Annotated in this window: 18 protein-coding genes; 2 read left to right on the top strand and 16 right to left on the bottom strand. The window is 40.6% G+C overall.

Features of this window, described 5'->3' with window-relative positions:
- Positions 1-57: 57 nt before the first annotated feature.
- The 11 genes from MK805_RS06810 to hemA all read right to left on the bottom strand — a co-directional run bounded on the left by MK805_RS06810 (position 58) and on the right by hemA (position 11,207).
- On the bottom strand, positions 58-1,275 hold the full coding sequence (locus tag MK805_RS06810) for a dihydrolipoamide acetyltransferase family protein (RefSeq protein ID WP_240874837.1): 1,218 nt from the start codon (positions 1,273-1,275) through the stop codon (positions 58-60).
- Positions 1,276-1,278: 3 nt separating this feature from the next.
- Positions 1,279-2,277, bottom strand: a complete 999-nt coding sequence (locus MK805_RS06805; protein ID WP_240874836.1) for an alpha-ketoacid dehydrogenase subunit beta — start codon at positions 2,275-2,277, stop codon at positions 1,279-1,281.
- A gap of 13 nt (positions 2,278-2,290) precedes the next feature.
- Positions 2,291-3,277, bottom strand: a complete 987-nt coding sequence (locus MK805_RS06800; RefSeq protein WP_240874835.1) for a thiamine pyrophosphate-dependent dehydrogenase E1 component subunit alpha — start codon at positions 3,275-3,277, stop codon at positions 2,291-2,293.
- 262 nt (positions 3,278-3,539) lie between these two features.
- Positions 3,540-3,677 (bottom strand): hypothetical protein, encoded by a 138-nt coding sequence (locus tag MK805_RS06795; protein WP_240874834.1) that lies wholly within the window; start codon positions 3,675-3,677, stop codon positions 3,540-3,542.
- Between the two features lie 228 nt (positions 3,678-3,905).
- Complete coding sequence (gene ahbA / locus MK805_RS06790; RefSeq protein ID WP_240874833.1) at positions 3,906-4,946, bottom strand: siroheme decarboxylase subunit alpha; 1,041 nt, start codon at positions 4,944-4,946, stop codon at positions 3,906-3,908.
- A gap of 2 nt (positions 4,947-4,948) precedes the next feature.
- On the bottom strand, positions 4,949-5,926 hold the full coding sequence (gene hemB, locus MK805_RS06785; RefSeq protein WP_240874832.1) for a porphobilinogen synthase: 978 nt from the start codon (positions 5,924-5,926) through the stop codon (positions 4,949-4,951).
- A gap of 17 nt (positions 5,927-5,943) precedes the next feature.
- Positions 5,944-7,458, bottom strand: a complete 1,515-nt coding sequence (gene cobA / locus MK805_RS06780; RefSeq protein ID WP_240874831.1) for a uroporphyrinogen-III C-methyltransferase — start codon at positions 7,456-7,458, stop codon at positions 5,944-5,946.
- Between the two features lie 14 nt (positions 7,459-7,472).
- The gene (gene hemC, locus MK805_RS06775) at positions 7,473-8,381 is read right to left on the bottom strand and encodes a hydroxymethylbilane synthase (RefSeq protein ID WP_240874830.1); all 909 of its coding nucleotides are present in this window, start codon (positions 8,379-8,381) and stop codon (positions 7,473-7,475) included.
- Positions 8,369-9,034: a precorrin-2 dehydrogenase/sirohydrochlorin ferrochelatase family protein gene (locus MK805_RS06770; protein WP_240874829.1), complete on the bottom strand. Its 666-nt coding sequence runs from the start codon at positions 9,032-9,034 to the stop codon at positions 8,369-8,371. Before MK805_RS06770 ends, hemC begins: the two co-directional genes overlap by 13 nt.
- Positions 9,035-9,049: 15 nt before the next feature.
- The gene (locus MK805_RS06765) at positions 9,050-9,868 is read right to left on the bottom strand and encodes a cytochrome C assembly family protein (RefSeq protein ID WP_240874828.1); all 819 of its coding nucleotides are present in this window, start codon (positions 9,866-9,868) and stop codon (positions 9,050-9,052) included.
- Between the two features lie 10 nt (positions 9,869-9,878).
- Positions 9,879-11,207: a glutamyl-tRNA reductase gene (gene hemA, locus MK805_RS06760; RefSeq protein ID WP_240874827.1), complete on the bottom strand. Its 1,329-nt coding sequence runs from the start codon at positions 11,205-11,207 to the stop codon at positions 9,879-9,881.
- A gap of 172 nt (positions 11,208-11,379) precedes the next feature.
- Here hemA and MK805_RS06755 point away from each other — a divergent pair, with 172 nt between their 5' ends.
- Positions 11,380-11,850, top strand: coding sequence for a hypothetical protein (locus MK805_RS06755; protein WP_240874826.1), 471 nt, complete (start codon positions 11,380-11,382; stop codon positions 11,848-11,850).
- Between the two features lie 10 nt (positions 11,851-11,860).
- On the top strand, positions 11,861-12,604 hold the full coding sequence (gene map / locus MK805_RS06750) for a type I methionyl aminopeptidase (protein ID WP_240874825.1): 744 nt from the start codon (positions 11,861-11,863) through the stop codon (positions 12,602-12,604).
- 42 nt (positions 12,605-12,646) lie between these two features.
- Here map and MK805_RS06745 read toward each other — a convergent pair whose 3' ends face one another.
- The 5 genes from MK805_RS06745 to lon form a co-directional block, all read right to left on the bottom strand.
- Positions 12,647-13,411: an ABC transporter permease gene (locus MK805_RS06745; protein ID WP_240874824.1), complete on the bottom strand. Its 765-nt coding sequence runs from the start codon at positions 13,409-13,411 to the stop codon at positions 12,647-12,649.
- Positions 13,404-14,318, bottom strand: coding sequence for an ABC transporter ATP-binding protein (locus MK805_RS06740; protein ID WP_240874823.1), 915 nt, complete (start codon positions 14,316-14,318; stop codon positions 13,404-13,406). The genes MK805_RS06745 and MK805_RS06740 overlap by 8 nt, the downstream gene beginning before the upstream one ends.
- A gap of 90 nt (positions 14,319-14,408) precedes the next feature.
- Positions 14,409-15,491, bottom strand: a complete 1,083-nt coding sequence (locus tag MK805_RS06735) for a D-alanine--D-alanine ligase family protein (protein ID WP_240874822.1) — start codon at positions 15,489-15,491, stop codon at positions 14,409-14,411.
- Between the two features lie 33 nt (positions 15,492-15,524).
- Positions 15,525-16,124, bottom strand: a complete 600-nt coding sequence (gene yihA / locus MK805_RS06730; protein WP_240874821.1) for a ribosome biogenesis GTP-binding protein YihA/YsxC — start codon at positions 16,122-16,124, stop codon at positions 15,525-15,527.
- Positions 16,105-18,447, bottom strand: coding sequence for an endopeptidase La (lon, locus tag MK805_RS06725; protein ID WP_240874820.1), 2,343 nt, complete (start codon positions 18,445-18,447; stop codon positions 16,105-16,107). The genes yihA and lon overlap by 20 nt, the downstream gene beginning before the upstream one ends.
- Positions 18,448-18,456: the final 9 nt, after the last annotated feature.

Raw genomic sequence — 18,456 nt, 5'->3', positions numbered from 1 at the left:
TTCAAATCTTTGGAAATGTAATTCGATCTTACCATATCTGCCAGTCACCTGTTTACATCAGATCAATAGATGCGCAGGATTTTCCAGTGTCTCTACTAACTGGGTCAAAAAAGCAGCCGCCGGAGCTCCATCAATAGTCCGATGATCAAATGAAAGACTGAGAGCCATCATCGGTCTTAAAACAATTTCACCATTTACTCCTACAGGACGCTCTTTTATTTGTCCTACTCCTAAAATAGCCGTTTCAGGCAGATTGATAATCGGAGTGAATTGATCAACACGATACATCCCTAAATTACTTACGGTAAAGGTACCACCTTGTAACTGATTCGGAAGGAGTTTTCCTTCTCGAGCTGCCTGAGCAATTGTTTTGCTCTGCTCGGTAAGATCTGCCAGTCCCAATTTATCTACTTCTCGAATGACTGGTACAAGTAACCCGTTTGGATGACTGACTGCTAGTCCTATATCAATTTGAGCGGACAGATGAATTTCATCTTTTACCAAAGTAGCATTCACCATAGGATGGTCCCGCAACGTCACTCCAACTGCTTTGAGAATAATCTCCGTGTACGAAAGCCGTAATCCTGTTTTCTGTTCAATCATTGGCAGCAGTTGCCCGCGCAGACGCATCGCTTCGCTCATGTCTACTTCACTATGCAAGGTTACATGCGGCGCCTCAGAAAAACTTTGCTGCATGCGGTCACCTATTACTTTTCGCATACCCTTCACTTTGATTGCTTTTGCAGCAGCAGATGTGAGCTCTTTCGCCGTAGATATATCATCTATTGGTGCATTAGAAGGAGAGACTTGATTAGCGAGATAGGTTTCGACATCTTTTCGATGAATTCGTCCTTTTGGTCCAGTTCCAGAAATAACAGATAAAGATATATCATGTTCACGTGCAAGTTTTCGTGCTGAAGGTGTAGCTCGTGGTTTATCAGCTTTTTGCTCAATTTTTGCTTCCCTTATCTCAATAGGTTCCTCTGACGTAGAATCCTTTTCGGATTTTGGGTTAGCAGATTCGCCTACTTTTTCACCTTTTTCGCCAATATAAGCAATCACTTGATTGACAGGTACTTCCTCTCCTTCTTCATAGAGGATTTTTAACATAGTTCCTGTCTCATAAGCTTCTACTTCGATATTGATCTTATTTGTCATCACTTCTAAAATAATGTCTCCAGCAGTGACAGAGTCTCCTTCTTCTACAAGCCATTTCATGATCGTACCTGTTTCCATTGTCATCCCTAGTTTGGGCATAAACACTTCCTTGGCCATTTTCTACACCTCTTTTCCCCGTTGAAGTGTTCGCTTAACTGCTTCCACTATATCTGAAACTTGAGGTACAGCATGTTTTTCCAGCTCAGGATTGTAGGGAATCGGTACTGCTTTTCCTCCTAAACGTTCAATAGGAGCATCCAAGAAGTCAAATGCATCACTTTCCACAATCACGCTTGCAATTTCCGCACCAAATCCAGCACGTTTTACCGCTTCATGAACAATGACAACACGTCCCGTCTTGCTTACCGATGCAATAATAGATGCTTCATCTAAAGGAACGAGCGTACGGGGATCGAGCACCTCAACCTCAATGCCTTCTGCTTCCAATAACTTTGCTGCTTCTAATGCTTTATGCACCATCACAGAAGTAGCAATAACAGTGACATCTGTTCCTTCTTTTTTGATCACAGCTTTTCCTAAAGGAATACGATAAAGATCTTCTGGTACAGGTTCTTTCATCCCATAAAGCAGCTTATGTTCATAGAAGATAACTGGATTATCATCTTCAATCGCCGAAATAAGCAGCCCTTTTGCATCGTAAGCGCTTGAAGGCTGAACTACTTTCAATCCAGGAATATGAGCCATCCAAGCTTCTAAGCTTTGAGAGTGTTGTGCGGCAGCTCCCGTACCCGAACCCCCAGGTGTACGTAATACCATGGGAACTTTTCCTTTTCCTCCATACATATAACGAATTTTAGCTGCTTGATTGATAATCTGGTCTGTTGCAATCGTAATAAAGTCGGAAAACTGCAACTCCAGAATAGGACGCATCCCAGTAAGTGCTGCACCAACTGCCGCACCAGCTATTCCAGACTCGGAGATAGGAGTATTACGGATTCTCTCTGGCCCAAACTCTTCGATTAGACCCCTGGAAACACCGAATGCTCCACCATAGACCCCGATATCTTCACCTAACATAAATACATCTTCATCTGTTCTCATTTTTAAGGAAATAGCATCTCGAATTGCTTCCGAGTAGGTCATATCTTTGGTATTCATATCCTTCACCCCTTTAAGCGTATACGTCCAATTCTAGTGTTGCCAGGGAAGGAGCTGGACTTTTTTCTGCAAACTCTACGGCGTCCTCTATTTGCTTCTTCGCTTGTAATTGAAGCGCTTCCAATTCATCATTCGTTGCGAGTTCATCGTTTATAATACGAACAGCTAGAAGGGCAATTGGGTCTTTTTCTTTTCTCCAATATTGTTCTTCTTCTTTTGTTCGATATTTTTTCGCATCGCTTTTGGAATGCCCTTTCCAGCGATATGTCTTTGCCTCTATCAACGTGGGGCCTTCTCCTGCTTTTGCTCTTTCAACAGCCTCTCCCGTTGCCTCCATCACAGCAAATAGATCATTTCCTTCAATGATTCTACCAGGGATACCATAGCTGCTTGCCCGATCTCCAATGTTTTCAATGTTGACCATTTCTTTCACTGGTCCAGACATACCATATTGGTTATTTTCACAGAAAAAAACAACAGGCAGCTTCCAAATAGAAGCAAGATTAAGCGCTTCATGAAAACTTCCTTCATTTGCTGCGCCATCTCCAAAAAAACACAATACTGCATAGCCTAAATCTTTCATTTTAGAGGTCAATGCTGCACCTACAGCAATTGGGATACCTCCACCGACAATCCCATTCGCCCCCAAGTTTCCTCGGTCGACATCTGCAATATGCATAGACCCACCTTTCCCTTTGCAGTATCCTGTTTCTTTGGCGAATAATTCAGCCATCATTCTATTGACATCTGCACCTTTGGCGATGCAATGCCCATGACCACGGTGTGTACTGGTGATTTTATCTTCCTCTGCTAAAACAAAACAAGCTCCTGCTGCTGTCGCTTCTTGTCCCACACACAAATGAGTTGTCCCATGTATGGCACCGCGAGCAAAAAATTCATCTACTTTTTCATCAAAATAACGAATAAGCCACATCTGATGATATAGCTCTAGGATTTGTTTGGTTGTTAGTGATGCTGGAATCTCCTTTGAAATCATCATTTTTCCTCCTACCTCACCTAACAAAAGGATATTTACATTTGTTCACAACAATTACATTTGTAAATATCATATGCCAAGACAGATAGAAACGTCAAGTTCCAACTTAAAAATTAAATGATTCTAAGATTATATGAATAGCTGCAAAATGTTGAAATAACTTTAGCACCGTAACTTTGTCTCCCATGGGGGAGATTACATTAATTTTTTATAATTTTTCATTTCAAAATAAAAAAAGAAAACCCACTACAGTGGATTTCCCTATCTATTTCAATAACATTGATTTTCTGTGCTGGATTTGTGTTCCCTTATACAGGAGCACAAATCCAGCTTGTGCAGAATCAGGCAGCTTGGCTCCCTTCTGAATAGTGTTCTTTGCAGGCTTCGTTGCCGCAGTAGACAACTTTGTCCCTCTCACCGTAGTAAACATCTTCCCCAAAGGAGTTGTTCACTACATCTACTCTGGTAAATTGACACTTGTTTTCGATGGCGCCTTTGAACTCACCTGTCCTTTTCTGCATGTCGTTTCTCCCATCTTTCGGGGTTATTTACATTTTATCAGAAAAATGCGGATCATTGTAAGAAAATAAAACACCAACTTCTCTAAAGCGAAAAGGTGGTGTTTTTCCTGCTATACATGTAGTCCTTCTTCGATAACTTTTCCTTCCCATACTTCCATTTCTGGTGTAAAATAGGAAACTCTTGTCTTTTTATACTCTTTTGTAGAGTATAGCGTTACTCTTTCTTTGATACCTGTTTCATCTTCAATCGCTTGAAGGATTTCTTCACATTCCTCATGTGTTCGACCATGTACCATCGTAAAAATGGTATAAGGCCAATCCGGATAAGTAGGGCGCAAGTAACAATGGCTTACTGCTTTGAATGCTGCCATCTCATATCCGATTTCATCTGTTTTGTCTTCTGGTACTGCCCATACTCCCATCCCATTAAAGCGAAATCCTGCTTTCCGGTGATTGAGGACAGCGGAAAATCTGCGCATTTGTTTTCGTTCAATCATTTGCTTTCCAGCTGCGAGCAGCTCTTCCGTAGAAACTCCTAACTCTTCTGCCCAGCCATCAAATGGACGAGAGATGATTGGTAAGTCTTTTTGCAATTGACGAATGACGGCGATATCAAAATCTGTGATCTCTTTTACTGCATTTTGTCTGTCTGCTTCGGTATACTGAGGTTTTGCTTTTGCTTTGGTACCGTCTTCTTTACCAGTCATGTCTAACTGCACACCAATTTTAAAAAGCTTCAACGTAGGCATCAGACGAATCACTTCAACGCCTGCTAGTTTTCCCAATAGTTCTACTGTCTTTTCTAGCCCCAATTTGCTGTTTGGAGGAACTGCAATCGTAAACCAGAGGTTATAATCATGATTCCGCTTATAGTTATGAGTGACACCCGGGTGTTGATTGATTACTTGTGCTGCTTGATCCAAGCGATCTTCTGGAATCTTTGCTGCAACAAGGCTTGATTTATATCCTAGTGTTCGAGTATCAAAAATCGCAGATAACTGACGAATGGAATCCCCTTTTAATTGCTTGGTGCGTTCTAATACTTCTGCTTCCGGTATTCCAAGTTTATCCGCTATTACTTGAAAAGGCTGTGGAACGAGCTCTAATCCAGCTTGGAGTATGTTCAGCAGTTCTTGATCCAGATGATCCATGTTTAAATACTCCCTTCCTTTAGCCACTTGGCTACATCTTTGGCATGATAAGTAAGAATTAATTCTGCTCCTGCACGTTTGAAGCTGGTAAGTGTCTCTACTACAACTTTTTTCTCATCAATCCATCCGTTAATTGCAGCTGCTTTGACCATGGCGTACTCTCCGCTCACATTATAAGCTACTACTGGCAAATGGAATTCTTGATGGACTCGATGGATGATATCGAGATAAGCTAATCCTGGTTTTACCATCAACATATCTGCACCTTCTGCAATATCAGATGCAGCTTCACGCAATGCTTCTCTTGCATTAGCCGGGTCCATCTGATAAGTGCGGCGATCACCAAATTGCGGAGCACTGTGCACCGCATCGCGAAAAGGACCATAAAAGCCAGATGCGTATTTTACTGCATAGGATAAGATCGGGACATCTTCAAACCCTGCTTCATCTAATCCTTTGCGAATTGCAGCAACAAATCCATCCATCATATTGGATGGTGCGATCATATCTGCTCCAGCCTTAGCTTGGGAAACGGCGGTAGCTGCTAGACGCTCCAGCGAAGCATCATTGACAATTTCACCATTTTCTACAACACCACAATGTCCATGGGAAGTATATTGACAGAGGCAGGTATCTGCCATCACATATAAATCAGGGAAATTTTCTTTCACTTGGCGAATTGCCTTTTGTACGATACCGTGAGCATCATCTGCTGATGATCCACATTCATCTTTATCATGAGGCACACCAAAGATCATGATCGATAAAATTCCAAGTGAAACTAGTTCATCTACTTCTTCATTTAAGCGATCCAACGAAAAATGATATACACCAGGCATAGAAGAAATTTCTTCTTTTTTATTTTCCCCTTCTACCACAAAGATAGGGTAGATAAAATCTTCAACCCGAATATGGTTTTCCTTAACCATGTTACGAATTGCTTGATTGCGTCGCAGACGACGATGGCGGTGAAACTGCATAGGAAGTCCTCCCCCGATTATAATGTTTGTATTGCTTGTACTAAACCATCGATGGTATATTCTTTTGCCACTACATCTACCTTTAGCCCAAGGCTCTCTGCTGTTTTTGCTGTAATAGGACCGATACAAGCGATTTGTGTATGTTGCAAAACGGTTTGGATATCCGTTGTGGCAAGGCGAATAGCATGAATAAAATTACGTACTGTAGAAGAACTAGTAAACGTTATAATCTGAATCTGCTGCCGTTGAAGCATTTTTACGATGCCATGGGCATTGGTAGCATCAATTTTTGTATCATAAGCATCGACTTCAGTTACGTCACAGCCCATTTCACGGAGTCCTTCAGCCAATACCTCACGAGCGATATCTGCGCGTGGTAAAAGGATTTTATCGTTTTCCTTTACGAGCGGGCGCAACCGTTCGACTAGTGACTCAGCTTTGTATTCTTCAGGTATGGATTCTACAAGGAGTCCTTTCTCTTCTAACGCAGCAGCCGTTTTTGGACCTATGGCTGCCAGCCTTGCATTTGTCATTTGACGAATATCTATCTTTTGCTTGCGTATCCGATCAAAGAAGTACTTTACCCCATTTACACTAGTGAAGATCACCCAATTATAATCGGAAATATGATGCAGTGCCTCATTGAAAACTTCCCCGCGGTGAGGTTCGACTAACCGAATTACTGGAAATTCAATCGCTTCGCCACCAAGCTCATTTATCATTTCTGCCAGCTCACTGCTTTGACTTCTCGCCCTCGTTATCAAAATTCGCTTACCAAACAGTGGTTTTTGTTCAAACCATGATAACTTCTCTCTAAGTTTCACTACTTCTCCTACAATAATGATCGCTGGAGAGCTAAACCCTGTAGTTTCTACCTTTTCAACGATATCGGATAAGGTTCCAACTAATGTCTCCTGTTCGATTCTTGTGCCCCAACGGATCAGAGCGATTGGAGTTTGTGAAGCACGCCCGTATTTCGTGAGTTGTTTCACAATAAAAGATAAATTCGATACACCCATCAAAAAAATAAGCGTCTCTGTTGCAGTAGCTAGCTTTTCCCAGTTGATTGATGACTCCGTCTTCTCTGGTCGCTCATGACCCGTAATAATAGAAAAGGAGGAATTAAAATCTCGGTGCGTAACTGGGATACCTGCATATGCTGGAACTGCTACGGCTGAAGTTATCCCTGGGACAACTTCAAAAGGAATCCCTGCATCTACTAAACTCTCTGCCTCTTCTCCTCCACGACCGAAAATAAAAGGGTCTCCCCCTTTTAAGCGAGTAACAATAAGACCTGCTTTTGCTTTTTCTACTAATAGCTGATTGATTTCTTCTTGGGTTAAAGTGTGGCGATCTGGCAACTTTCCTACATAAATCCGCTCTGCTTCAGGACGGGCATTTTGCAATAGTTGCGGGCTTGCCAAACGGTCATATACAATTACATCTGCTTTTGCGATCGCTTCTTTTCCTTTAACCGTGATCAATTTTGGGTCTCCAGGACCTGCACCTACCAAATAAACCATAGCACTCATCTGTAAGCACTCCTCTATACCGCGGCCAAAATCTCTTTTGCACCTTGTTCCATTAACTTTTTAGCTAGTTGTTTCCCAACTTCTAGCGGATTTGTACCGATTTCTGTCCCTTTAATAACAGGTTTACCTGTTGGAGAAGCAACTAATCCTGTCAGGTGAACCTTATCTTCCTTCCAAACTCCGTATCCTGCCACAGGAAGATGACAGCTTCCTTCTATTGCTTGTAAAAAAGCACGTTCCGCTTTTACAGCATTTCCGGTTGCTTCATCATGGATACCTTGAAGCAAAGTTAAAATCTCTTGATCATCCTCACGACACTCGATCGCCAATGCTCCTTGTCCTACAGCAGGCAACATGGTAGTAATGGATAAATACTCACTAATTTCATCGCATAAATTTAATCGTTTTAATCCAGCTACAGCAAGAACAATGGCATCAAATTTTCCATCACGCAATTTGGCAATTCGTGTATCCAAGTTACCACGAATCGGTTCTACTACTAAGTCAGGTCGAATGGCTAAGACTTGTGCTTGCCGACGAAGACTGCTTGTCCCCACAACAGAACCCGTTGGGAGTTCTTCTAGAGTAAGCCCATCGCGCGATAATAAACAATCTCGCACATCTTCCCGAATAGGAACCGAACCAATAACTAATCCTCTTGGCAACTCGGCAGGCATGTCTTTTAAACTATGTACTGCTAAATCAATTTGTTTAGCTAAGAGGGCTTGTTCGATCTCTTTAACAAATAATCCTTTTCCTCCAACTTTTGAAAGCGTGACATCTAATACTTTATCGCCTTTGGTGACGATTTTTTCCAATTCAATGGAGAGTTCTGGCTTATATTCGAGTAATTTTGCACGCACCCAATTGGATTGGGTAATAGCCAAGTGGCTTTTTCTGGTTCCGATTATTAATTCCCGCATTTTGCTCCTCCTTTCATATGTATCTGTGTGTCTATCCAATCCAGCATTTCCGATCTTGCAGATTGAGGACGCAAACGACAGACTTCAATCCATCTATCGTTTACTAGTTCTTTCATTAATCGGTAACGGGTCTGCGAATCATCAATCTCCCATTGCAATTTTGATCGAATTTCTTGAGTTATTTCTAATAATAATGCATATTCATCACCAAATTGAGATTCTAAATCATGTCTTATTTGCTTTGATAAAGAGGGACTAGCACCTTCCGTTGAAACTGATATGGTCAGTTTTCCCCGTTTGAATACAGATGGAACCGTAAAATTACAAAGAGAAGGCTGATCGACGACATTGATCCATTGATTACGCTTCTGCGCATCTTCATAGATTTGCAGATTAACCAATGCTTGATTTGTAGCCGCAATAACAAAAAAGCAGTCATTACCATCCGGAGACTGATACTCCCTCAATTGTAACTGAATTCTCTTTTGCTTGGCGAGCCTTCGAATTTCATCTGTAATGGTAGGACTGACTACCATAATGTTAGCACCTGTAGGTAACAAAGATCGGATTTTTCGCTCTGCGACCTTGCCACCACCGACTACTAATACGTTTTTCTCTTGTAGATCAACCATCATCGGGTAAGAATGTGCCATGAAGTACCCCTCTTTTTATGAAATCCAGTGATGAAAAGAAAAGTAAACCTTTGACAAAAAATAATTGCTAATTACGAAAAGCATGGAAATGAGTACCCACCATGCAACTTTTTGTGTTGCTATCCATCTTCTCCAAGCCATGCCAAAAAGAACCGCATAAAGAAGAAATAGAAACAGTGAACCAATAACTTTTATATCCATCCAGTGAAGTTGTCCATAAACTTGGTATGCCCATATTGTACCTAAAATTAGGGATACCAACAAAAGCATTACACCCACTCCAACAAACCAGAGCATAAACTGTTCCAACCGATCAAGGCTTGGCAATCTACGCATAAGTAAATTCCATTTTTTTTGTTTTAGCAATCGTCTGCTGATCAAGTACAACATAGCACAGATTCCAGCCAGAGAAAAAGTTGCATATGCACTGATGGCTAAGGTGATATGGACAAACGTCAATTCTGAAATCACTCCAGGCGGTGCTGTAAGTGCTACTTCTTTGGAGACAAACAAATGAATGGTTAACACCGTTATTCCTATCAAACCAGCACAAAAAACAAACAAGTCGAGTTGAAATACAAGGGAAATACATAAGGTGATCGTGATTAAAGCCCATGTATACAACAATAGCGGCTCCAAATGTCCGTATATATTCCCTTTGTCCCAAAACCGCAGAACGATATCCAATGTTAAGGTAAGCCATACGACAATAAGCAAGGAACTCGATAGTATCCTTGCTTGTCGGTTGGGACGGAGCAGGGTTGCATAAGAAAAAAGCAAACTTAAAACATATGCATAAAGGACAAAATCAAAAACCCATCGCTCGGTAAACATAACATGTCCCCTAGTTCATCGGAAGTGGTAAACCGTTTGGCATCACGCTCTTGGCTTCTTGGTCTTTTGGCTCATCGTCGACTTCAAGTGCAAATAAATGCTGAAATAATCGTAATGCTGCTTCTTTTTCCTCTGTACTAGCTAATTCTTTCATGCGCATAATCGGATCATGCATCATTTGGTTCACAATACTTTTGGTCTGTTTATTGATCACTCGTCTTTGTTGTTCAGTAAGATCAGGTAATTTTCGCTCGATCTTTGTCATCGTATCAGTTTGAATCTGCAATGATTTACTGCGCAATGCACGAATAACAGGAACTACACCAAGGGTGTCTAACCATTCTTGGAATGATGCTTGTTCCTCTTTTATCCATACTTCCACGCGGATCGCTTCTTGCTCACGCAGACCTACATTTGCAGCTACGATTTCTTCAAGGTCATCCATATTATAGAGAAATGCATTATCCAGTTGATTCACATCTGGATCAATATCTCTTGGTACTGCGATATCAATAAAAAATAAAGGTTTCTTACGATTTACTAATGTCGCTTGTACCATTTCACGAGTGATGACAAACTGTTTTGCTCCTGTGGAGCTTACTACCACATCCGCTTCCTCTAATACCCGAGAAAGGTCTTCCCATGGGTAAGCAGTCCCCTGAAATACGGCAGCTAATTCTTGTGCTTTGGTAAATGTTCGATTGACAACAATAACATTTTTTACTCCAGAAGCCCTAAAATGTTTTGCGGTTAGTTCACTCATCTTCCCAGCTCCAACCAATAAAATGGTTTTCTTAGCAAAAGAAGTGAATAGTTTTTTTCCTAATTCCACTGCTGCATAACTCACGGAAACAGCATTTTGTCCAATTTCCGTTTGTGTATGTGCTTTCTTGCCCAGCGAGATTGCTTGTTTGAATAAATGATTGAAAAGAGTGCCAGTCGTACCTGCTTGTAGGGCTGACTGGAAAGCTTGTTTGACTTGACCTAAAATTTGTGTCTCTCCAATAACCAAAGACTCCAAACCACAGACAACGCGAAACAAATGCCTGACTGCTTCCGTGTTAGTCTTCACATACAAATGAGGAACAAATTCCTCTCGTGAGACACGAAACCAGCTCTCGAGAAAAGTTTTGGCATAGTATTCCCCGGTGTGAAGCTGGTCAGCTACAATGTATAACTCTGTTCGGTTACAGGTGCTCACAATCACACATTCCAACATACTCTTCATATCGCGAAGGGCTCGTAAGGCAATGGCAATGCGATCTGGATCGAAAGAAAACTTCTCTCGAAGCTCAACTGGAGCAGTCTGATGACTGAGACCAACAACAAGGGTATGCATCTTTTCTCACCTCAATTCTTTAGAATGAACATAAAAACCGCACATAAAACCATTCATCATTATAACACAAACTTTACCAAACTCCATCTTCAACTGTGAACACCTGATGACGCATCTGTGATATGATGAAAAGAAACTTTCATAATTGTTTTTCTTAAGGAGAGACTTACTCATGCAAAACCGTGTGATTGGTTTTTTTCTCGTGCTAATGGGTGTTATATTATTGATCGTAGAGGCTAACTGGGCGAAGTTGACTTCATTTCTCAGCTGGTCTTTTTTGTTATTTGTGGTGGGTATATTCCTTATTTTCTTTTCATTTATACAAAAACAAAGTCATTTGACATTACTCGGCGGCATCTTTGCGACGATCGGAATAACCGTATGGGGATTTCAATATGTAGCTGCATGGCCCAGACACTGGAGTATTATCGTCATTATGATTGGAGCAACATTGATGTTACAATATATCTTGAATCAGAATAACATAACTTTAGTTATCGGTATCGTCTTATTGCTAAGTGGTGTATTTGCTTGGCCGGGATTAAAAGACATTACTTATTTAGCTCCAATCGCCACTTTTACAAATGTATATTGGCCCATTTTCATTGTTGGGCTTGGAGCAATCTTTATTGTAAAAAAATAGGAGGAGTACAATGGGAATTAAGTCTTTGGGAGAAATTAATAAAATGAAACAGGCTGGTCAACTACTCGCCTCCTGCCATCGGGAAATTTCCAAACGCATTGTTCCAGGCATCACGACTTGGGAAATCGACCAGTTTGTCGAAAATTACTTGGAACAACATGGTGCTACTCCTGAACAAAAAGGATACTTAGGCTACCCATATGCTACTTGTGCCTCTATCAATCATGAAGTATGTCACGGATTTCCGCGAAAAGAAGCTCTTCAAAATGGCGACATTGTCACTATCGATATGGTGGTAAACGTAGATGGATGGTTAGCAGATTCTGCTTGGAGCTATCCAGTTGGAGAGGTAAGTGAGGAAGCGGATCGATTACTTCAATTAACCAAAGAATCATTATATAAAGGGATTGAACAAGCTCAAATCGGAAACCGAATCGGAGATATTTCCCATGCCATACAATCATTTGCGGAATCCAATGGACTTTCCGTCGTACGCCCCTTTATCGGACATGGGATCGGCAAACGCATGCATGAACCGCCTGAAGTTCCACACTATGGCACCCCACACACCGGTCCGCTGATTACCGAAGGCATGGTTTTTACCATTGAACCTATGCTAAACCTAGGAAAGCATCATGTCCGTGTACTAGGAGATGGGTGGACAGCGGTAACAGTGGATGAAAGTTTATCGGCCCAATATGAGCATACGATCGCTATCACCAAAGATGGTCCCATTATTTTAACAGAACAATAATAAAAAACTTGTGCCGAATAGATCAATGGCACAAGTTTTTTGTTAACTCGCTACATCCCGGCTCGCAAATGTAATCCAAGTTGCTACAATGAATAAAATAAAATATACACCGAGCACACACAAGGAAAAAGACAACGTATTCATCGCTGAGATACCACCGTCAAAGGATGCATATTTGGTCAAATTTAATTGGGTGAAGAACAAATATTTAGACCATGGCTTGGTTTGTAACACAAAAGCAAGTACGGAGCTCATGAGATAGAGAAACAAGGAGACACCCAGAGCCAGGGATCGATTGTAAGACGTAACCGCTAAAAAATAGGTGAGAGTAATCATAAATAAAGATTCGATAAAAGAAAGCCCGGACATTTTAGCAAAAATCGTTATCGATTCATTCGGAAACGAAACACCTGGATAGAGAATGTATGCGAACAAAAGCGTCAGTAAGAAATAAATAATAGTCAGTCCCAAAGCATACAGAACGACTAATGTATATTTCGACCAAAGTATCTTTACTCGAGTTACAGGACGAATGAGGAGCAGCTTAATAGTACCAGAAGAAAACTCCGCCGCCATAATACTTGAAGCCCAAATAATCGAAAGAGCTGTAATGACCAACAATGGAGAGTCTGAACCGCTCAAAAAATAAGAGAACTGATCTTCCACTGATGCATTAGGTAAATCAGCTGGTGTCATCGCTACATTGAACAGGATGACAAGAAAAAAGAAACCTACCATCACCCAGTTGCTAACTCGGCTAAACATCTTCATATTTTCATTTTGAATGAGACGAACAAATTTAATCAACCGATTTCCCCCCTGTGATCTCCAAAAACTCATCTTCTAGCGATTTTACACGTGTTTCAATCGCGTATATCTGGATATTCTCTGCTACTAACTTTTGTACCAGAGCGGCAACAGCCTCACGGCCCATTTCCACTTCAAACCCATCTGAAACAGCTTGATAGGTAGAAGACAATAAGGAAACAGCTTTGTCAACTGGGGAAACTTCAAAACGAACAATCTTTTGCCCTTGTGATTTTTCTTGTTTTACTTGAATTTGCTTTTCTCCAATTAATTTTCCTGATTGAATAATGAGTGTACGATCACACATCAATTCAATTTCAGACAACAAATGGCTGGAGACAAGTACACAAACTCCTTCTTGATCTGCAACATATCGTAAATAGTCTCGAAATTCACGTATCCCCGCAGGATCAAGCCCGTTTGTCGGCTCATCCAATATAAGCAGTCTTGGTTTATGTAAAAGGGCTTGTGCTAGTCCTAGACGCTGACGCATACCTAAAGAATATGTTTTTACTTTCTGTTCAATTCTATTTTGTAAGCCAACTAGCTCGATAACTTCTTCTATTCTCTCGTCTGTAACTCCATCTACCATTCTTGCATAGTGCACCAAATTATTGTAACCAGACATATATTTATATAGCTCTGGATTTTCTACAATCGCTCCTACATGACGAATTGCTTTTTCAAACTCTTGGTCAATATCGATCCCTTCGATCAATATTTTCCCTGATGTTGGAGCCATTAGCCCTACTATCATTCGGATAGTAGTTGTTTTTCCTGCTCCATTTGGGCCCAAAAAACCAACTACTTCTCCTGGATATAACTCAAATGATAACTGATCAATGATCGTTTTATTTCCAATTACTTTTGATATATTTTCTAATTGCACAACAGGTTGCTTTGTCATTCAAAAACCCCTCTGTCTCCTTTTTTACATCCTACAAAAAAAGGGCTCCGAATGGAACCCTATTTAAGTCTAAAACACATACTTACATCATCATCTACTTGTATTTAAAGCTAATTTTAAACGATGGCGCTGTATCCCTAATTCAATCAACTCTGTGATAAGGTCTGTATAGGCTAAACCAGATTCCTCCCACATTTTCGGATACATACTATACGCAGTAAAACCTGGCATCGTGTTGATTTCATTAATATAAATTTGACCGCTATTTTTATGAACGAAAAAGTCTACTCGCGCCAGTCCGCTTCCGTCTATTGCCTGAAATGCGGTAATCGCCATTTCTCTAATTTGTTCCAATGTAGACTCAGGTAAAATTGCAGGTATCTGCATCTGTGATGTACCACTTATGTATTTTGCTTCATAGTCGTAATAGTCATTAGAAGAGATAATCTCACCTGGATTGGATGCTTTTGGATTCTCATTCCCCAATACTGCTACTTCAATTTCACGTGCTGGAACAAATTCTTCGATCACGATTTTCCGATCATATTCTCGAGCAGTAGAAATCGCGGTCTCCAATGCATCTCGATTTTCAGCTTTGGAAATACCTACACTAGAACCTAAATTTGCTGGCTTCACAAAACATGGATAACCTAGCTGATGCTCCACTTTTTGAATAATCGCTTCGGATGTCTCAGAAAATTGAGCTACGAGATATTTCGCTTGGGCTAAACCTGCATCTTTGAATAGCACTTTGCTGATTGCTTTATCCATACCAGTCGCAGATGCCAACACTCCTGCTCCCGCATATGGAATATTTAACATCTCAAGCATTCCTTGTATGGTTCCATCCTCTCCAAAAGTTCCATGTAATACTGGAAATACAACATCAGCCATCTCAAAAGTTACAGATGGAAAAGTGTTACCTCGATAAGTTTCAACATCTGGTAGTTCCAGCCTTAATTGGTCCAGAAACGCTGCATCTAAATGATTACTCAAATAAGTAAATACTTCTTCTCCCGTAAGCCATTCACCAGTTTTACTGATACCTACTAGTAATGGTATATATTTGGATCGATCAAGGGCTTGGAGTACAGAAGAAGCAGACAATAGACTCACATCGTGTTCCCCAGATTTACCCCCAAAAACAATAGCTACGCATTTTTTTTTGCTCATGATTCCCCAACTTTCTCCTACTAATATTTAATGTTATTCTGCTATCGATCCAACTATTCGCTTTTCGATTTCCGCCAATAGTTCATCTTTACCCATTCTTGTCTCGGATGAAAATAGGATTAAAGTATCGGATGAATCCATCTGCAAAACTTCTTTTACTTGTTTTAAATGTTTATGCCATTTACTCTTCGGCAACTTATCTGCCTTAGTAGCTGCAATAATCACTGGAATTTGATAATGTTTTAAAAATTGATACATGCTCTGATCGTCTTTTGTCGGAGGATGACGCAAATCAACAATTTGGATAACACTCATAAGATTTTCCCGACTGGTAAAATAAGTTTCCATCATTTTACCCCAAGACTCCCGAATCTTTTTGGATACCTTCGCAAATCCATATCCAGGAACATCTGCAAAAACAATCTCTTCATTTACTAAAAAGAAATTAATGGTTTGTGTTTTTCCTGGTCTGGAGCTAATTCGAGCAATATTTTTTCGATTGACCAAGCAGTTAATCAGAGAGGATTTACCGACATTGGAACGGCCAGAGAGTGCAATCTCTGGCCTATTTTCCGTTGGGTATTGTTCTGGTAATACTGCACTGGTCATAAATTCAACCTGTGTGATTTTCATCGTATTCCCTCATTAGTGCAATCTTCAATACTTCATCTAAATGAGATACTGGTGTAAAAACAAGATCTTTTTGTACACTCTCTGGGATGTCCACTAAATCTTTTTGATTCTCTTCTGGGATGATAACATGCTCTATCCCTGCACGATGTGCGGCTAAAGATTTTTCTTTTAAACCGCCAATCGGAAGCACGCGTCCACGAAGTGTTATTTCCCCTGTCATCGCAACTTTACTAGATACAGGAGTATTGGTAAGGGCAGAAACAAGGGCTGTTGCCATCGTAATCCCTGCAGATGGACCATCCTTTGGGATTGCTCCTTCTGGTATGTGAATGTGGATATCGTTTTCTTCATGAAAGTTTTCAGGGATGTGCAATTCTTTGGCACGTGAACGTATATAACTAAATGCAGCTTGAGCCGACTCTTTCATCACATCTCCAAGTTGGCCAGTCAAGGTCAGTTTACCTTTTCCAGGAAGCAGTGTAACCTCGATCGCTAGCGTATCGCCACCAACTTCCGTCCACGCTAAACCTGTAGCCATTCCAACTTGATCTTTTGATGCTCTGCGACCATAGCGGAATTTATGAGGTCCAAGCATATCTTGTAATTTTTCTTCATCCACCACAATGTGATCCGTTTTGCCTGAGACAATATCTCTAGCAGCTTTTCTGCATAGTGTACCAATAACGCGCTCTAAACTACGAACCCCTGCTTCACGCGTATAATAGCGAATAATAGCTAAAAGAGTTTCCGGATCAATTGTTAGCATTTCTTCTGTTAATCCATGCTCTTTGAGTTGTTTTGGGATCAAATAGGTTTTGGCAATTTGTTCTTTTTCCAATTCTGTATAACCAGAAAGATTGATGACTTCCATTCGATCCAACAAAGGACGTGGGATACTATACATTGTATTTGCAGTAGTAATAAACATTACCTTCGATAGATCATATGGAATTTCAATATAGTGATCACTATAAGTAGAATTTTGATTTGGGTCCAATACTTCTAATAATGCAGAAGCTGGGTCCCCACGAAAATCGTTAGACATTTTATCAATCTCATCTAGTAAGAATACTGGATTAGCAGAACCTGCTGTTTTCATTCCTTGGATAATACGTCCAGGTAATGAACCAATGTAAGTTCGTCGATGTCCGCGAATTTCCGCTTCATCATGTACACCACCAAGAGAAATACGAACAAACTCACGATTTAAAGAGCGGGCTATAGATTTTGCTAATGAGGTTTTTCCTACTCCAGGAGGGCCAACCAAGCATAAAATAGGTCCTTTTAGCTTCTTCACCATCTGCTGAACAGCCAAATATTCCAGAATTCGCTCTTTTGGTTTTTCCAAACCATAGTGATCTTCATCTAATATTTTTTCAGCTGCATTAATATCTAGTCGATCTTCTGTTTGATATTCCCAAGGCAGATCCAAAAGCCAATCGATGTAATTGCGTATTACTCCCCCTTCAGCTGAAGTTGTGGGGGTTTTCTCTAGTCGATCAATTTCTTTGGATACTCTTTCTTTTACGATATCTGGTGCCATCAATTTAGATAATTGTTCACGAAGTTCTTCTACTTCACCAGAACGACCTTCTTTTTCTCCCAATTCCTTTTGAATGGCTTTCATCTGTTCTCGAAGATAGTATTCTTTTTGCGCCTGCTCCATTTGTTTCTTTACTTGCGCATGTATTTTACGCTCTAGTTGCAAAATTTCCTTCTCATTATGAAGGAGACTGAGCAACTTCTCCAAACGTTCTTTTACGGTTGGTAATTCTAAAATCGCTTGCTTATCTGTCAATTTGAGCGGAAGGTGAGATGCAATAGTATCTGCTAATCTCCCTGGTTCTTCTATATCTTCCACAGTTTGATAAGTATCTGAAGATAGTTTTTTGGAATAACGCAAATACTGTTCAAAATGATCGAGTACAGAACGCATTAATGCTTCCATATCTTGATCGATTTCTACATCATCGGAGAGTTCCACCACATTTGCTTCGTGATAAGATTCGTTATTGGTTAGGGATTGGATAGAAGCACGAGTTATACCTTCTACCAAAACTCGAACCGTACCATTAGGCAATTTTAACATCTGCCTTACTTTTGCAATCGTTCCGACAGCAAACAAATCTTCTTGAGCTGGCTCTTCTATCTGAGCATCTTGTTGAGTTACTAACAAGATGTGGTTCTCCTCAACCATTGCTTGGTCCAGCGCGCTTATTGACTTTTCTCTACCTACATCTAGGTGGAGTACCATACTGGGAAAAACCAATAGTCCACGTAATGGGAGAAGTGGATAGGTTTTTTCTTGTTCTTGTTGAGCCATTTCTGCACC

Source organism: Shimazuella soli (genome assembly GCF_022511585.1).
GTDB lineage: Bacteria > Bacillota > Bacilli > Thermoactinomycetales > Thermoactinomycetaceae > Shimazuella > Shimazuella soli.
This window is presented reverse-complemented; position numbering and strand designations above follow the sequence as displayed.

Coding starts and splice junctions, on each gene's coding strand:
- MK805_RS06810 (WP_240874837.1), bottom strand. CDS start 1,275: ATGGCCAAGGAAGTGTTTATGCCCAAACTAGGGATGACAATGGAAACA.
- cobA (WP_240874831.1), bottom strand. CDS start 7,458: ATGAGTGCTATGGTTTATTTGGTAGGTGCAGGTCCTGGAGACCCAAAA.
- MK805_RS06770 (WP_240874829.1), bottom strand. CDS start 9,034: ATGGCACATTCTTACCCGATGATGGTTGATCTACAAGAGAAAAACGTA.
- map (WP_240874825.1), top strand. CDS start 11,861: ATGGGAATTAAGTCTTTGGGAGAAATTAATAAAATGAAACAGGCTGGT.
- MK805_RS06765 (WP_240874828.1), bottom strand. CDS start 9,868: ATGTTTACCGAGCGATGGGTTTTTGATTTTGTCCTTTATGCATATGTT.
- MK805_RS06800 (WP_240874835.1), bottom strand. CDS start 3,277: ATGATGATTTCAAAGGAGATTCCAGCATCACTAACAACCAAACAAATC.
- MK805_RS06805 (WP_240874836.1), bottom strand. CDS start 2,277: ATGAATACCAAAGATATGACCTACTCGGAAGCAATTCGAGATGCTATT.
- lon (WP_240874820.1), bottom strand. CDS start 18,447: ATGGCTCAACAAGAACAAGAAAAAACCTATCCACTTCTCCCATTACGT.
- MK805_RS06755 (WP_240874826.1), top strand. CDS start 11,380: ATGCAAAACCGTGTGATTGGTTTTTTTCTCGTGCTAATGGGTGTTATA.
- hemB (WP_240874832.1), bottom strand. CDS start 5,926: ATGCAGTTTCACCGCCATCGTCGTCTGCGACGCAATCAAGCAATTCGT.
- ahbA (WP_240874833.1), bottom strand. CDS start 4,946: ATGGATCATCTGGATCAAGAACTGCTGAACATACTCCAAGCTGGATTA.
- yihA (WP_240874821.1), bottom strand. CDS start 16,124: ATGAAAATCACACAGGTTGAATTTATGACCAGTGCAGTATTACCAGAA.
- MK805_RS06735 (WP_240874822.1), bottom strand. CDS start 15,491: ATGAGCAAAAAAAAATGCGTAGCTATTGTTTTTGGGGGTAAATCTGGG.
- hemA (WP_240874827.1), bottom strand. CDS start 11,207: ATGCATACCCTTGTTGTTGGTCTCAGTCATCAGACTGCTCCAGTTGAG.
- MK805_RS06740 (WP_240874823.1), bottom strand. CDS start 14,318: ATGACAAAGCAACCTGTTGTGCAATTAGAAAATATATCAAAAGTAATT.
- hemC (WP_240874830.1), bottom strand. CDS start 8,381: ATGCGGGAATTAATAATCGGAACCAGAAAAAGCCACTTGGCTATTACC.